The organism is Streptomyces sp. MH60, from assembly GCF_002939385.1.
Classification (GTDB): Bacteria; Actinomycetota; Actinomycetes; order Streptomycetales; family Streptomycetaceae; genus Streptomyces.
In genome coordinates, this window is record NZ_MULI01000118.1 from 1 (window position 1) to 16,024 (window position 16,024).

General features: G+C 71.7%; 8 protein-coding genes and 1 pseudogene. 3 read left to right on the forward strand and 6 right to left on the reverse strand.

The genetic code is table 11. The annotated features are described in order from the left end of the window. From BZZ08_RS36415 to BZZ08_RS36425, 3 genes and pseudogenes are all read left to right on the forward strand, one after another. A pseudogene (locus BZZ08_RS36415) lies at positions 1–642 on the forward strand (hypothetical protein); the annotation flags it as partial. Positions 643–1,238: 596 nt separating this feature from the next. Beyond that, a complete protein-coding gene (locus BZZ08_RS36420) occupies positions 1,239–3,470 on the forward strand; it encodes a bifunctional glycosyltransferase/CDP-glycerol:glycerophosphate glycerophosphotransferase (protein ID WP_104636445.1) in 2,232 nt (743 codons plus the stop codon). Positions 3,471–3,493: 23 nt separating this feature from the next. Continuing rightward, positions 3,494–7,057 carry a bifunctional glycosyltransferase/CDP-glycerol:glycerophosphate glycerophosphotransferase gene (locus BZZ08_RS36425; RefSeq protein ID WP_104636446.1) on the forward strand — a complete coding sequence of 1,188 codons (3,564 nt, stop codon included), beginning with the start codon at positions 3,494–3,496 and terminating at the stop codon, positions 7,055–7,057. Positions 7,058–7,136: 79 nt separating this feature from the next. Here BZZ08_RS36425 and BZZ08_RS36430 read toward each other — a convergent pair whose 3' ends face one another. The 6 genes from BZZ08_RS36430 to BZZ08_RS36455 all read right to left on the reverse strand — a co-directional run. Beyond that, positions 7,137–9,152: a glycosyltransferase gene (locus tag BZZ08_RS36430; RefSeq protein WP_104636447.1), complete on the reverse strand. Its 2,016-nt coding sequence runs from the start codon at positions 9,150–9,152 to the stop codon at positions 7,137–7,139. A gap of 248 nt (positions 9,153–9,400) precedes the next feature. Beyond that, positions 9,401–10,837, reverse strand: coding sequence for a GTPase ObgE (obgE, locus tag BZZ08_RS36435; RefSeq protein ID WP_104636448.1), 1,437 nt, complete (start codon positions 10,835–10,837; stop codon positions 9,401–9,403). A 110-nt stretch (positions 10,838–10,947) separates the two neighbouring features. Then, entirely contained in the window at positions 10,948–11,202 is a 255-nt protein-coding gene (gene rpmA, locus BZZ08_RS36440; RefSeq protein ID WP_003976205.1) for a 50S ribosomal protein L27, read from the reverse strand. Between the two features lie 14 nt (positions 11,203–11,216). Continuing rightward, entirely contained in the window at positions 11,217–11,537 is a 321-nt protein-coding gene (gene rplU / locus BZZ08_RS36445; RefSeq protein ID WP_007449531.1) for a 50S ribosomal protein L21, read from the reverse strand. A gap of 219 nt (positions 11,538–11,756) precedes the next feature. Continuing rightward, on the reverse strand, positions 11,757–12,818 hold the full coding sequence (locus BZZ08_RS36450) for an iron-containing alcohol dehydrogenase family protein (protein ID WP_198601903.1): 1,062 nt from the start codon (positions 12,816–12,818) through the stop codon (positions 11,757–11,759). A 139-nt stretch (positions 12,819–12,957) separates the two neighbouring features. Then, positions 12,958–16,024: Rne/Rng family ribonuclease (locus BZZ08_RS36455; protein ID WP_104636449.1), on the reverse strand; the 3,067-nt coding region annotated here is incomplete at its 5' end.

Genomic DNA, 16,024 nt, shown 5'->3' on the forward strand with positions numbered 1-16,024 from the left:
CTGGACCGGCTGACCGCGGCCGGTTTCCGGTCGGCGGCGGACCAGGCGGAGCGGATGCTGCGGCAGCCCGCGCCGCCGCCCGGGCGGGCCGAGGCGGTGCGGCGGGCGGCGGCCGCGTGGGAGGAGGCGTACTGGGCGTCGCTGCCCGCGTGGGAGCACCAGGTCGTCACGGACGCCCGGCCCTCGCTCTACGCCTGTTTCAACCAGGCCGACCTGCTGATCAGCGACGTGTCGAGCGTGATCAGCGACTTCCTGGCGAGCGGCAAGCCGTACGCGGTCGCCAACACCAGCACGCTGGCCGAGGACGTGTTCCGCAAGTCGTTCCCGACGGTGGCGGCGGCGACCGTACTGGCGCCGGACGCGTCCGGGGTGCCCGCGCTCCTCCGGGCGGTGCGCCATCCGGAGCGGGACGAACTCGCCGGGGAGCGCGCCGCGTTGGCCCGGCGTCTGCTGGGTCCGGCCGAGCCGCCGTCCCAGGAGCGCTTCGCCGGTGCGGTACGGGACCTGTGCGCGGCGGCGGACAGGCACCGGGCCAGGATGGCGGAGCGGCTCGCCGCGGAACTCCCCGTCCCCGGCCCGCGCCGCGAACCCGCCCGGCCGTCCGCCCCCTCCGCGGCCCCGGAACCGCACGGCCACGCCTGAGCCCCGTTCCCGGGCCGTGGTGTGCACCACGCCTGTCACAGCATGGTCACGAATCACGCCGTCCGGGAGGGGCGGTCCAGCACGCCGCCGGTCGCGCGCGGCACCGGCCGCGTGTCCGGGCCGGCGCCGCGCGCGGACACGTCGCTCCCTGGGCGCGGCCGCTTCGTCGTACCCGCTCCCTTCGCCACCCCGGGCGGCGTCCGCACCCCGCACCCGCCGCGGTACCCGGCGCCGCCCGTGACCAGCCAGCTCGCCCTCGTTCCGTACGGACCCGCGTCAGCGGGTGCGGGCCCTTCCACGGGCCGGGGAAATCGAGTCGGGCACAAGGGGCGGAAACCGACGCAAGTCGGTAAAGAGGACAGGGGGTCCGAATGTGAGGAAGTTCTCCAGCCGCTTCCCCGCGGCCCTTTCGGGCGGCCGGTCCGGCCATTTCCCGCTGTGGCGGGGCGCAGGATGTCCGGCTACCGTGCCCGCGGAAACTCCGCGTGAATCCTTTACGCTGATGCGGCGGCGCGCTCCAGGCCCGAGCGGTGCCCGGAGCGCGTTCCGGTCCCAGCCCGCGGTCCCGTGGTCAGTTCTCGGAACAGGTTGTAAGGATGCCCAAGCTCTCTCTCGTTGTCCCCGTGTACAAGGTGCAGGGCTATCTGCCCGAGTGCCTTGACTCCATACTCGGGCAGGACTGCACGGACTTCGAGATCATCGCAGTCGACGACTGCTCGCCGGACGGGTCAGGGGCCATTCTCGACGAGTACGCGAAACGGGACACCCGGATTCATGTGATTCACCTCACGGAAAACGTGGGCCTGGGACGTGCGCGCAACGCCGGACTCGAAAAGGCCACCGGCGATTACGTGTTGTTCCTGGACAGTGACGACACGCTGTCCGACGGTGCCCTTTCGGCCATCCGGGACCGGCTCGAGGCCACCGGCGATCCCGAGATCCTGATCTTCGACTACGCGCGTACCTACTGGGACGGCCGCGTCCGCCCGAACCTGCGGGCCGACCTCCTGAAGGAGGAGGGACCGGACACCTTCTCCCTCGCCGAGCGCCCCCAGTTGCTCGACCTGCTCCAGATCGTGTGGAACAAGGCCTACCGGCGCGACTTCGTCACCCGGACCGGACTCACCTTCCCGCCCGGGTACTACGAGGACGCCCCCTGGACGTTCTGCTCCCTGATCAGCACCGAGCGGATCGCCGTGCTCGACCGGGTCTGCGTGCACTACCGGCAGCGGCGCGAGGGCGGCAACATCCTCAAGACGGTCAGCCGCAAGCACTTCGACGTCTTCGACCAGTACCAGCGGGTCTTCGACTACCTCGACGCGCACGAGGAACTCACCGAGTGGCGCGGGCCGTTGTTCCGCAAGATGGTCGACCACTACCTGACCATCCTGGAGCGTCCCGGCCGCCTGCCGCAGGACGCGCGCGCGGAGTTCTTCCACCGGGCCTCGGCCGACTACCGCGCCCGGGTGCCGAAGGGCTTCACCCGCCCCGGCGGCGGCCGCGGCCACAAGTACGGGATGCTGGAGCGCGACGCCTACACGACCATGGTGAGCGCCCTGACGGCGGTGAAGTTCCGCCAGCGGGTCAAGACCCGCACCCGCACCGCGCTCAACCGCTCCAAGCGCAGTGCGATGGGCGCCTTCTACCAGTCGCAGCTCAGGCTGCCGCTGGACGACAACCTGGTGCTGTTCTCCGCCTACTGGAGCCGCAGCGTCTCCTGCAACCCCGCCGCGATCGACGCCGAACTGGCCCGGCTGGCCCCGCACATGCGCCGGGTCTGGGCGGTCCGCGCGGAAAACGCGGACCAGGTGCCGAAGGGCGTGAAGGTCGTCCGCGTGGGCTCCCGCGACTACTGGGCGGCCCTGGCCCGCGCCAAGTACCTCGTGAACAACGTGAACTTCGCGGACTCCGTGGTCAAGCGCGAGGGACAGATCCACGTGCAGACCCACCACGGCACACCGCTGAAGACGATGGGCCTGGACCAGCAGAAGTACCCGGCCTCCACCGACATGGACTTCGAGAAGCTGCTGGAGCGGTGCGACCGCTGGGACTACAGCATCAGCGCCAACCAGTTCTCGACCGTGATCTGGGAGCGGGTCTACCCCTGCTCGTACACCACGCTGGAGACCGGCTACCCGCGCAACGACGTCCTCGTCAGCGCCACGTCCGAGGACGTACGCGCCGCCCGCGCCGCGCTCGGGCTGGCCGACGGCACCAAGGCGTTCCTGTACATGCCGACGCACCGCGAGTACCAGCCGGGCTTCACCCCGCCCCTGGACCTGGGCAGGTTCGCCCGCGAACTCGGGCCCGACGTGACCCTGCTGGTGCGCGGCCACTACTTCTACGGCAACTCCCCGCACGTCAACGAACTGCGCCGCACCGGCCGCATCGTCGACGTCTCCGGGCACGCCCGGGTGGAGGAGCTGTACCTCGCGGCCGACGCCCTGATCACGGACTACTCCTCGGCGATGTTCGACTACGCCGTCCTCGACCGCCCGATCATCAGCTACGTCCCCGACTGGGACGTCTACTCGGCGGTGCGCGGCACCTACTTCGACCTGCTCCAGGAACCGCCCGGTGCGGTGGCCACCACGCAGACGGAACTGCTGCGGCTGCTCACCTCCGGCGCGTACGACAGCCAGGAGACGACCGAGCGCCGGGACACCTTCCGCCGGCGTTTCTGCGAATTCGACGACGGACACGCAGCCGAACGGGTGGTGCGGCGCGTCTTCCTCGGTGAAGAGAGCCTGCCGCCCATCGTCCCGTTCGACGAACGCCACCACGCCCCGACCCCCGCCCAGGCGCTCGAACTGGTCGAGCGGGCCTGACCCCGAAAGGAGATCACCAAGCCATGGCCCCTCGGCTCAGTGTCATCGTCCCCATCTACGACGTGGAGCGTTACCTCCCCGCCTGTCTGGACTCGCTCGCGGCACAGACCTTCCGTGACTTCGAGGTCCTGATGGTGGACGACGGTTCACCCGACGGCTCCGCCGCCATCGCCGAGGAGTACGCCTCCCGCGACCCGCGCTTCAAGCTCATACGCAAGGAGAACGGCGGCCTGGGCGCGGCCCGCAACACGGGCATGACCCACCTGGCGCCCGAGTCCGAGTTCCTGACCTTCGTCGACAGCGACGACCTGATCCCGCCGGACGCCTACCGGCTCATGGTCGGCAGCCTCGACGAGAGCGGCTCGGACTTCGCGACCGGCAACGTCTACCACCTCAAGGGCGAGAAGTCCTGGCAGGTGCCGCTGATGCGGATGCTGGCCGGTGAGGCCCGGCTGGGCACCCACATATCCCGCTACGCCAAGCTCGTCGCCGACCGCATCGCCTGCAACAAGGTCTTCCGGCGCACCTTCTGGGAGAAGCACGGCTTCGCCTTCCCCGAGGGCCGGCTGTACGAGGACACCCCGGTCACCATGCGGGCCCACTACCTGGCGGAGAGCGTCGACGTCATCTCGGAGCCCTGCTACTACTGGCGGCTGCGCGAGGGCGAGTCCGCCCCGTCGATCACCCAGCGGCGCACCGACCCGGCGGGCGTGCGCGACCGGGTCACCTCCGTGATGGAGATCAGCGCCTTCCTCGCCGAGCAGCCCGGCGAGACCTACGCCCGCCTCAAGCGCGAGTACGACACCCGTGTCCTCCGCGACGACCTGCGGCTCTTCCTCAACGTGGTGCCGGACGGCGACGAGGAGTACCGGGCCGAGTTCCTGCGTTCGGCGAACCGCTTCCTGGACAGCATCGACCCCAAGGTCGTCATGGACCTCCCGGCCGAGCTGCGCGTGCAGTGGCTGCTGGTGCGCAAGCACCAGATGGAGGAGCTGATCGCCCTGCTGGCCGGCCAGCGCCGCCGGGAGACCCCCGAGGTCAGCGGCCTGGTCCGCAAGTACGCCTCCTTCCCCTCCCTGGAGGGTGCGGATCTGCACCTGCCCAAGGGGGCGCTGCGCATCGACCAGCACCTGAACATGCGCGCCCCGCTGCAGGAGGTGAGCTGGTCCGGCGGCAAGCTCGTGCTGTCCGGCAACGCCTGGATCGACAAGATCGACCTGCCCACGCGCAAGGCCTCGGTCAAGGTGCTCCAGCTGCGCAAGGACCGCTCCCGCCGCCGCATCCTGCTGCCGGCCCGCAATCTGCCGCGCCCCGAGGTCACCACCGACTCCGGCCAGGACCGCTACAACTACGAGTGGGCCGGCTGGGAGGTCACCATCGACCCCGCCCGGCTCCGCAAGGGCGGCGAGTGGCAGGAGGCCGTGTGGCACGTGGGCCTGGGCATCTTCGCCTCCGGCCTGGTGCGGCGCCACGCGGTCCACTCCAGCGGCGGCGCGGCCTGCAACTTCCCGCCGTACCACTGGCTGAGCCCGGACTTCCGGATGCTGCCCGCCGTGGAGCGCGGGGCGCTGAAGCTGCGGATCGAGAAGGTCCGCGCCCTGATCACCGGCCGCACCCTGGAGGGCGACCGGATCAAGGTCACCGGTGAGATCCGCGAGCCCCTGGCGGCGGACGAGCAGGTGGCCCTGCGGGTCAAGAACCAGAAGGGCGCCGAGACCCTCGAGTACCCCGTCACCGTGGAGCGCACGGGCTCCGGGCAGTCCTTCTCGGTCGAGGTGCCGATCGCGGACGTGGCGCTGATCTTCCACGAGGGCGTCGACGAGAAGGCGCAGCCGGAGAAGCGGACCTGGTCCACGGTGCTGGTCGCGACCGGCCCGACGGGCACCGAGCGCCGCTTCGGCACCGTGATGCAGGAGGGCCTGAGCGACGCCGAGTTCGCGCTGCCGGTCTCCCTCGGCACCCAGTCGCACCTGGTGGAGCTGGCCGCCGTGGCGGGCCACACCGGGTACCTGAAGTTCTCCGGCCGCACCCGCCGCGCCGTGATCGACACCGCCACGGTGCGGGACGGCGAGATCGCCCTCACCGGGCACGCCGACCCGCGGCTGTCCGGCTCCCGCTTCCTGCTCAAGCCGCGCAACCGCTACGAGGAGCGCTTCGTCGAGACCCGGTGGCTCGACGGCGGACGCTTCGAGGTGTCCTTCGATCCCTCCCGCCTCGGCGGCGCGGGCGACGTCCCGCTGCGGGCCGGCCGCTGGAACCTCTTCCTGCGGCCCGACGAGGAGGGCGCGCCCGACGTCCCCTTCGTGACCGACCGGCTGGCCGCGGACTCGTTCCCGGTCCAGGCCGAACTGAACGGCCGCCGCTACTGGCTGGAGAACCGCTGGGGCGACTTCCCGCAGCTGAACGCCCGTTCCGAGCTGAGCGACCTGGAGCGCGGCCCGTACCGCCAGAAGGAGCTGCGCCGGACGGTCTACGAGCCGCTGTTCCAGCAGCCGCTCAAGGACCAGGTCTTCTACCTGAGCTACAACGGCAAGCAGTTCTCGGACAGCCCGCGCGCGATGTACGAGGAGCTGGTGCGGCGCGGCGCGGACCTGAAGCACCTGTGGGCGGTCCGTGACGGCCAGGTCAACCTGCCGGACGGGGTCGAGAAGATCCGCATGTGGGGCAAGGAGTGGTACGAGGCGCTGGCCTCCAGCCGCTACATCGTCACCAACGGCCACCTTCCCGACTGGATCGTGCGCCGCCCCGGCCAGTCGATCGTGCAGACCTGGCACGGCACGATGCTGAAGAAGATCGGGCACGACATCGACACCCTGCACTTCGACCGGCGCTACCAGGAGAAGCTGGCGCTGGAGGCCAAGCAGTGGAGCCTGCTGGTGTCCTCCAACCGCTTCAGCACGCCGATCCTGAAGCGGGCGTTCTCCTACGACGGTGAGATCCAGGAGGCGGGCTACCCCCGCAACGACTACCTGTACTCCGCCGACCGGGACGCGATCACGGCGCGGGTGAAGAAGGCGCTCGGCCTGCCCGAGGGCAAGAAGGTCGTCCTGTACGCGCCGACCTGGCGCGACGACCAGTCGCACAGCGCCGGGCAGTACCTGTTCGACCTGCGCATCGACCTCGAGGACGCCCAGCGCCGCCTCGGCGACGACCACGTGCTGCTGATCCGCCGCCACTCCAACGTGGTGGACGCGGTGCCGGGCGCGGGCAACGGGTTCGTGTGGGACGCCTCGGAGTACCCGGACATCGTCGACCTCTACATCGCGGCGGACATCATGATCACGGACTATTCGTCGGTGATGTTCGACTACGCGCACCTGAAGCGGCCGATGCTGTTCTTCACGTACGACCTGGAGCACTACCGGGACACGCTGCGCGGGTTCTACTTCGACTTCGAGCAGGACTCCCCCGGTCCGCTGATCGACAACTCCAAGGAACTGGTCGACGCGATCCGGGACATCGACCAGGTGCGGGCGGAGTACCAGGAGCGGTTCGACCGCTTCCACCACCTGTTCTGCGACCTGGACGACGGCAACGCCTCCGCGCGGGTCGTCGACCGGATGATCGAGCAGGCGCGGGAGGGCTGACCCGCTGCCGCCAAGGCAACGGGGCGGGGCCCGGAGGATCGTGATCCTCCGGGCCCCGCCCCTTTCGTCTCCGGTCGGCTCAGAGCCGCACGGTCTTCACCGCGAGCTGGCAGGCGGCCGTGAAGTAGGGCCGCAGCTCGGTGCGCCGGCGGGTGGGCGGCAGCGGGGCGGGCGTCTGGCCCAGCGCCCGGCGGGACTTGCGCACCGCGCGGGTCAGCACGGTCGGCGGGGCGGCCACGGCCTCGCTGATCACCGGGCGGGGGAAGGTGAACACGTTGATCGGCTGGAGTACGTCGGTGCCCAGCTTGGCAAGCGGCACTCGGGGCGCGTCGGGCGCGGCGCGCAGCGACAGGTCCCAGATGACTTCCTTCTCCTCGTCAGCCTCGCCGTGCTCACCGTGCTCGCGCACCAGGGTGGCGCAGTCCAGGTCCACGGCCACCCAGCCGTCGCCCTCGTCGCGCAGCGGGAAGGTCAGCACCCGCTCCTTGTCCCGGCGGTGCACGGCCTCCACCACGGCGCCCGCGGCGACCCGTGCGCCCCACAGTTCGGCGCGTACGGCGATGGTCCGCTCGTCGACCCTGACCGGGCCGACCTCGGCGTGCACGTCACGCAGCGCGCTGCGCAGCCGCAGCCCGCCGTCCTCGTGCAGGTGCGGCAGCAGCAGCGCCAGGGACGGCCCCTGCGCGCGCGGCAGTTCCACGGCGAGCAGGTCCCGGGTGTCGCAGCCGTAGCCGTCGGTGGTGAGCGCCACCTCGCGCTCGCCCTCGCGGGTGGCCAGGGTCAGCTCCCAGGTGCCGTGCGGCACCCCGGCGTCCCAGGGCACGACGGCGTCGCCCTCGGCGGAGAACGGGAAGCGGTGCTCCTCGCCGCCGGCGCCGCCCTTGCGCAGGACCAGGTCGGCCTGCCCGGCGCTCGGCGGCAGTGTGCCGACCGCGACGTGGACCGAGCCCTCCCGGTCCACCCGGGCCGTGGCGTGGCGGGGCAGCTCCTTGCGGGCGAAGGCCTCCTCCAGGATGGCCTCGAAGCGTTCGCGGCTGGCCCGCTCGTGGAAGCGCTCGGCGTTGCGGATGCCGGCGGCGGCCATCTTCAGGCGCAGTTCGTCGTCCTGGACCAGGCGCCGGATCGCCTCGGCCATCGCCTCCACGTCGCCGCGCGGGACGATCAGCCCGTCCTCGCCGTCGGTGAGGATGTTGCGCGGCCCGTGGTCGGCGTCCGTGGCGACGACGGGCAGCCCGGCGGCCATCGCCTCGACGACGACGTTGCCGAACGCCTCCCGCTTGGAGGGCAGGACGAAGATCGAGGCCTTGCCGAACTCCGGGGTGACGGGCGAGGTCTGGCCCATCAGCAGGATGCTGTTGGACAGCCCCAGTTCCTCGATGCGGGCCCGCAGCTTCTTCTTCTCGGCGCCGTGGCCGTAGATGCGCAGGGTCCAGTCCGGTGCGACGGCGTGCACCTTGGCGAAGGCCTCGATCAGCAGGGCGTGGTTCTTGTTGTCCGTCAGGTGACCGGCGGAGACCACCACCTTGTTGGTGCCGCTGGAGCGGATCGTGGAGGCGGGCACGCAGTTGGGCATCACCGCCAGGCGGTTGCGCACCGCGGGGACCTGCCGGGCGAGCGAGGCGACCTCCTCCGGGGTGAGTGCCGTGAGGGCGTCCAGGTGCCGGTAGGCCGGGAAGAGGCGCTGCTTGATGTCCGTGGCGTAGATGGCGGGCATCGAGTGCTCCTGGGTGACCTTCAGGAAGTCGCCCGGTGCCTGCGCCAGCATGATCGTGTTGCGCGGGCTGGAGCTGACCACGACGTCGGCGTCGGTGGTGGCGAAGTACTCCAGCAGCCGCAGCTCCGCGAGCCGGCTCACCACCGGCGTCTTGGCACCGGCGTTGAGCGGGTAGATCAGCGGGAACTTGTCGGACAGCGGGTTGTCCACGTCGGACACCGGGGAGTGCGGCCGCATGTCGGTGAGCGCCCGGACCTTGACCCGCGGGTCCAGCGGGAAGTACGACTCGTCGCGCACCTTGCGCAGCGCCACGATCTCGACGTCGTGCCGCTCGGCCAGTGCCCCGGCGAGGTTCTGCGTGGCGCTGACCACGCCCCCCATGTGGCACAAATCCCGAACGAGGAATGCGATCTTCACTTTGCGGCTTCTCTCTGCTCCCGGGAGCGGCTGGTCAGGCCGCTCCCCCGCCCCTGGCCACACGTGTGGCCACATCCTCCTCACAACGTACACACGGCTGCCCGGCGGCGGGTCACGGCCCCGACACACCTGTGTAACCCTGTGCACAGCAAGATGCCGCCCGCGGGACTGTGGTTCCACGGGCGGCCGTGCGCGGTGCTGTCACAGAGGGGTCAGAACGGCTCGAAGCCGTCGAACTCCTGCTGGGACTCGTCCCGTTCGGCGTCGCGGTCCCGGCGTCGCTGGGCGGCCGGGCGGGGCGCCTCGAAGCGGTGGTCCTCGCCGCGGCGGCCGAGCATCTCGGCGCCCGCCGTGACCGAGGGCTCCCAGTCGAAGACGACCGCGTTGTCCTCGGGGCCGATGGCGATGCCGTCGCCGTTCCGCGCGCCCGCCTTCATCAACCGCTCCTCGACACCGAGGCGGTTGAGCCGGTCGGCGAGGTAGCCGACGGCCTCGTCGTTGCTGAAGTCGGTCTGGCGCACCCAGCGTTCGGGCTTCTCGCCGCGCACCCGGAACAGGCCGTCCTCCTCGCGGGTGACGGTGAAGCCCGCGTCGTCCACGGCCTTGGGCCGGATGACGATCCGGGTGGCCTCCTCCTTGGGCCGGGCGGCACGCGCCGTGGCGACCAGCTCGGCCAGCGCGAAGGACAGCTCCTTCAGGCCCATGTGGGCCACCGCCGACACCTCGAAGACCCGGTAACCGCGCGCCTCCAGGTCCGGCCGGACCATCTCGGCGAGGTCCTTGCCGTCGGGCACGTCGATCTTGTTGAGGACGACGGTCCGGGGCCGGTTGTCCAGGCCGCCGTACTCGCGCAGCTCGGCCTCGATGACGTCCAGGTCGGACAGCGGGTCGCGCTCGGACTCCAGCGTCGCCGTGTCCAGGACGTGCACCAGCACGCTGCACCGCTCCACGTGCCGCAGGAACTCCAGGCCCAGGCCCTTGCCCTGGCTGGCGCCGGGGATGAGACCGGGGACGTCGGCGACGGTGTACACGGTCGATCCGGCCGTCACCACGCCCAGGTTGGGCACGAGCGTCGTGAAGGGATAGTCGGCGATCTTCGGCTTGGCCGCGCTCAGCACGGAGATCAGCGAGGACTTGCCGGCGCTCGGGTAGCCGACCAGCGCCACGTCGGCGACGGTCTTCAGCTCCAGGTGGATGTCCTGGAGGTCGCCGGGCTCGCCGAGCAGCGCGAAACCGGGCGCCTTGCGCCGCGCGGAGGCCAGCGCCGCGTTGCCGAGGCCGCCCCGGCCGCCCTGCGCGGCGACGTAGGAGGTGCCGTGGCCGACCAGGTCGGCCAGCACGTTGCCCGCGCCGTCGAGGACCACGGTGCCGTCCGGTACGGGCAGGACCAGGTCCTGGCCGTCCTTGCCGGAGCGGTTGCCGCCCTCGCCGGGCTTGCCGTTGGTGGCCTTGCGGTGCGGGGAGTGGTGGTAGTCGAGGAGCGTGGTCACCGACTGGTCCACGGTGAGGATCACGTCGCCGCCCCGGCCGCCGTTGCCGCCGTCCGGGCCGCCGAGCGGCTTGAACTTCTCACGGTGGACGGAGGCACAGCCGTGGCCTCCGTTACCCGCGGCGACGTGCAGTTCGACGCGGTCCACGAAGGTGGTCATGGGATGTGCCTCCAGTTACTGCCTACTGCGGGGATGTCTCTTGGGTAACACGCGAAAGGCGGACCCGCTTCCCCTCGGGGAAGTGAGGCCCGCCTCGCGAAAGTGTCCGATCAGGCGACCGGAACGATGTTCACGACCTTGCGGCCACGGTGGGTACCGAACTGCACCGCACCGGCCTGCAGCGCGAACAGCGTGTCGTCGCCGCCACGGCCGACGCCGGCGCCGGGGTGGAAGTGGGTGCCACGCTGGCGGACCAGGATCTCACCCGCGTTGACGGCCTGACCGCCGAAGCGCTTCACGCCGAGCCGCTGGGCATTCGAGTCGCGACCGTTCCGGGTGGACGATGCGCCCTTCTTGTGTGCCATGTCTCCTCAGTCCCTTACTTCGCAGCCGCGGGGATCTCAGTGACCTTGATCGCCGTGTACTGCTGGCGGTGGCCCTGACGACGGCGGTAGCCGGTCTTGTTCTTGTAGCGCAGAATGTCGATCTTCTGGCCCTTGTGGTGGTCCACGACCTCGGCCTGGACCTTGATGCCGGCCAGCACCCACGGGTCGCTGGTCACAGCGTCGCCGTCAACCACGAGCAGGGTCGAGAGCTCGACCGTGTCGCCGACCTGGGCGGTGGAAATCTTGTCAACCTCAACGATGTCGCCGACAGCAACCTTGTGCTGGCGACCACCGCTGCGCACGATGGCGTACACGCGGATCTCACTCTCTCGCTCGGAACGGCACCCCCGCAGTCCAGCCACCCGGTGACACACGGACAGCCTCTCCCGGCCGGGGCCCTTGCGGGCCCGCATCCGGAAGGAAAGAGGTTTACGGGGATGTGACGCGTCAGTCGACACGCCGACGGTCAAGATTACGGGGCCGCACGACAGGGGTCAAACCGGGCCCCGGGAGCCCGTGAGCAGGACCCCGGATCAGCCGGTCACCGCCGCGACGTACTCGGCGTACGCCTCCCCCGCCCGCGCGGGCGACAGGTCGAGGTGCTCCAGGATCGTGTACCGGCCGGGCCGGGTCTGCGGCGCGAATCCCACGGCCCGCACGAACTCCTCGTCGTCGAACCCGATCTCCCGGGCCACCACCGGCAGCCCGTGCCTGCGCAGCGTGTCCGCCATCAGCAGGGCACCCTCCCGGTCACCGCGCAAGTACGTCGCGAAGGCCGCGCCGATGCCCACCTGCTCGCCGTGGCTGGCCGCGCGCCGGGGGTACAGCAGGTCGAGGGCGTGGCTGATCTCGTGGCAGGCGCCGGACGAGGGACGGGTGTGCCCGGCAATGGTCATGGCGATGCCGGACAGCACCAGGCCCTCGGTCAGCACGGTCAGGAACCCGTCGTCGCCGCAGCCGCCCGGGTGACGCAGCACGGCCTCCCCGGCCTGCCGGGCGAGGGCGGCGGCGAGGCCGTCGACCTTCTCACCGTTCACCCGGTGGGCCAGCTCCCAGTCGGCGACCGCGGAGATGTTGGAGACGGCGTCGCCGATCCCGGAGCGCACGAAGCGGATCGGCGCCTCGCGGATCACCGCGAGGTCGACGACGAGCGCGATGGGCGTCGGCACGCCGTAGGAGCCGCGGCCCGCGTCGTTGTCGAGGATCGAGACGGGCGAGCAGATGCCGTCGTGGGACAGGTTGGTGGCCACGGCGACCATGGGCAGGCCGACCCGGGCCGCGGCGAACTTGGCGCAGTCGATGACCTTGCCGCCGCCGAGCCCCACGACCGCGTCGTAGCGCCCCGACTTCATGTCGTCGGCCAGCCGCACCGCGTCGTCGAGGGTGCCGCCGCCGACCTCGAACCAGTCGGCGCCGGGCAGGGACGGCTCCAGCCGCCGGCGCAGCCGTGCCCCCGAGCCGTCGCTGATCGCCACGGCCAGCTTCCCGGACTGCGAGATCCGCTGGTCCGCGAGGACGCTCGCCAGGTCGTCCAGGGCGCCCGGCCGGACGTCCACGACGAGCGGCGAGGGGATGAGCCTCGTCAGTACCGGCACGCGGTCTCCTCTCCTCGCCCGTCACCGCGGCGGCGCGGCTGTCGTTGATGATGCGCCCGGGAAGGCCCGGGGAAACGTGTGGCCCCGTCCGGGCGGAATCCCTCCGGACGGGGCCACACGTTTCGGGACAGGTGCCGGATCAGCCCTCGTCGGTGGCGGCCGTGACCGACGACGGTGCCTGCTGGGCGGCCGCCGCGGTCTTCTTCGACGCCGTCTTCTTGGCCGTGGCCTTCTTGGCGGTCGTCGTCTTGGCCGCCTTCTTGGCGGTGGCCTTCTTCGCGGTCGTCGTCTTCTTGGCCGCGGTCTTCTTGGTGGCGGCCTTCTTCGCCGTCGCCTTCTTGGCCGTCTTGCGGGCCGCCGCCTTCTTGGCCGGTGCGGCCTCGGCGTCGGTCTGCTCACCGGCCTGCCCGTCCGCGTCCTCCGCCGGGGCCGACGGGACGACCACGACGGCCGCCTCCTCGGACGCGGTGGACGTGGTGGGCTTGCGCACCGCACGCCGCCGCGGCCGGGCCGGGGCGGCGCTCTCGGCCACCTCGGCGGCGGCCGGGGCCTCAGCCGCCTGCTCGGGCTGCTCGGGCCGCTCGGACTTCTCGGGCTGCTCGGACACCGTGGTCTCCGGGACCGTCAGTACGGCGGCCTCGGCGCCCTCGGGGGAACCGGCCGGTGCGGACACCTTCCGGGTGGCCCGACGGCGGGTACGGCCCTTGGGCGCGGCCTCCTCCGACGCGGGCGCCGACACCTCGGACGGAGCCGGGGCGGGGGCGCCGGAGACCGCGTCCTCGACGGCGGCGGGCTCGGCCAGCACCTCGGCGGCGGGCTCGCGCCGCACGGGACGCTCGACCTCCTCCCGCACCGTGACGTCCTGCGCGGTCGGCGCCTCGCCGGACGCGGACTCGGCCTTCGCGGCCTTCGGCGCACCGGCCGGGGCGGACGCCCGACGGCTCGCGCGACGGCGGCCACGGCCCCGCGTGGCGGCGGCCTCGGCCTCGGCGGCACTGCTGTACAGCTCCTCGTCCGCGCTGAAGTCGGGCGCCGGGAGGGCGACCGGCTCGGCCACCTCGGCGGCCACCTCGGACTCGGACTCGGTGTCCGCCTCCTGCTCCGCCGTCGGGCCGGTCTCGACCCCGGCGACGGCCTCGTGCTCGTGCGGCTGCTCGCCGCCGGCCCGGGCCCGCTTGCGGCGCTTGCCACCGCCGCCGCCCGCGGCGGACGTCGGCTGGTCGAGGTGGACGATGACACCGCGGCCGTTGCAGTGGACGCAGGTCTCCGAGAAGGACTCCAGCAGGCCCTGGCCGACCCGCTTGCGGGTCATCTGCACCAGGCCCAGCGAGGTCACCTCGGCGACCTGGTGCTTGGTCCGGTCCCGGCCCAGGCACTCCAGCAGGCGCCGCAGCACCAGGTCCCGGTTGGACTCCAGGACCATGTCGATGAAGTCGATGACGATGATGCCGCCGAGGTCGCGCAGCCTGAGCTGGCGCACGATCTCCTCGGCCGCCTCCAGGTTGTTCCTGGTGACCGTCTCCTCGAGGTTGCCGCCCTGACCGGTGAACTTGCCGGTGTTGACGTCGATGACGACCATCGCCTCGGTCCGGTCGATCACCAGCGAACCGCCGCTGGGCAGCCAGACCTTGCGGTCCAGCGCCTTGGCGAGCTGCTCGTCGATCCGGTACGTGGCGAAGACGTCGACCTCGCTGGTCCACTTGGACAGCCGCTCGGCGAGGTCCGGCGCCACGTGGGACACGTAGCCGTGGATGGTCTGCCAGGCGTCGTCGCCGCTGACGACGACCTTGGAGAAGTCCTCGTTGAAGATGTCGCGCACGACCCGGACGGTCATGTCCGGCTCGCCGTAGAGCAGCGAGGGCGCGTTCGAGCTGCCGCCGCTCTTCGCCTTCTTCTGGATGTCCTCCCACTGCGCCTGGAGCCGCTCGACGTCGCGACGCAGCTCGTCCTCGCTGGCGCCCTCGGCGGCGGTGCGCACGATGACGCCCGCGTCCTCGGGGACGATCTTCTTCAGGATCGTCTTCAGCCGGGACCGCTCGGTGTCGGGCAGCTTGCGGCTGATGCCGGTCATCGAGCCCTCGGGCACGTAGACCAGGTAGCGGCCGGGCAGCGAGACCTGGCTGGTCAGGCGGGCGCCCTTGTGACCGATCGGGTCCTTGGTGACCTGCACCAGGACCGGCTGGCCGGACTTGAGGGCGGACTCGATGCGGCGCGGGCCGTTGGCCATGCCCAGCGCCTCGAAGTTGACCTCACCGGCGTACAGGACGGCGTTGCGGCCCTTGCCGATGTCGATGAAGGCGGCCTCCATCGACGGCAGCACGTTCTGCACCTTGCCGAGGTAGACGTTGCCGACGTACGAGGTGGCCTGCTCCTTGTTGACGTAGTGCTCGACGAGCACCCCGTCCTCCAGGACGCCGATCTGGGTGCGCTCGCCGTGCTGGCGGACGACCATGACGCGCTCGACGGCCTCGCGGCGGGCCAGGAACTCGGCCTCGGTGATGATCGGCACGCGCCGGCGGCCCTGCTCGCGGCCCTCCCGGCGGCGCTGCTTCTTGGCCTCCAGACGGGTCGAGCCCTTGATGGACTGCACCTCGTCGGACGGCTCGCTCTTCTCCCGCGCGGGCCGCGGCTCGCGGACCTTGACGACGGTGCGCTCGGGGTCGTCGGAGGAGGACGCGGCCTCCCCGGAGCCGTCCCCGGCCCGGCGGCGACGGCGACGGCGGCGCCGGCTGCTGCTGGAACCGCCCTCGTCGGCGGCCTCCTCGCTCTCCTCGGCGTCCTCCTCCGCCTCCTCGGCGGTGTCCGGAGCGTCCTGATCGGCGGCGGTGTGCTCGGCCTCGCCGTCCGTCAGGTCGCCGTCGGCGGCGTCACCCCGGCGGCGACGACGGCCGCCCCGGCGACGGCGACGGCGCGAGCCGGACTCCTCGTAGCCTTCGGCGTCGTCGTGGTCGTCGTGGTCCTCGTCGGACTCGGAGTCGGCCTCGGACTCGGCCTCGGGCTCGGGCTCCGCGTCGGCCTCTGCCTGGGGCTCGGCCTGGGCGACGGCGGCGGTGGCCCGCTCCTCGGCGGCCTCCTCGGCGGCGGCACCCCGGCGCTTGCGGCGGCGGCGCGATCCGGCGGACTGCTCCTCCGGAGCCTCCGCGCTCTCCTCGACCGGCTTCGCCGGCTCCGCACCGGCCGCCTCGGCGGCGGCCTCGGCCGCGGCG

Bases quoted from the DNA above. Each gene is read 5' to 3' on its own strand.
- BZZ08_RS36420 (WP_104636445.1), top strand. From the start codon at position 1,239: ATGCCCAAGCTCTCTCTCGTTGTCCCCGTGTACAAGGTGCAGGGCTAT.
- BZZ08_RS36425 (WP_104636446.1), top strand. From the start codon at position 3,494: ATGGCCCCTCGGCTCAGTGTCATCGTCCCCATCTACGACGTGGAGCGT.
- BZZ08_RS36430 (WP_104636447.1), bottom strand. From the start codon at position 9,152: ATGGGGGGCGTGGTCAGCGCCACGCAGAACCTCGCCGGGGCACTGGCC.
- obgE (WP_104636448.1), bottom strand. From the start codon at position 10,837: ATGACCACCTTCGTGGACCGCGTCGAACTGCACGTCGCCGCGGGTAAC.
- rpmA (WP_003976205.1), bottom strand. From the start codon at position 11,202: ATGGCACACAAGAAGGGCGCATCGTCCACCCGGAACGGTCGCGACTCG.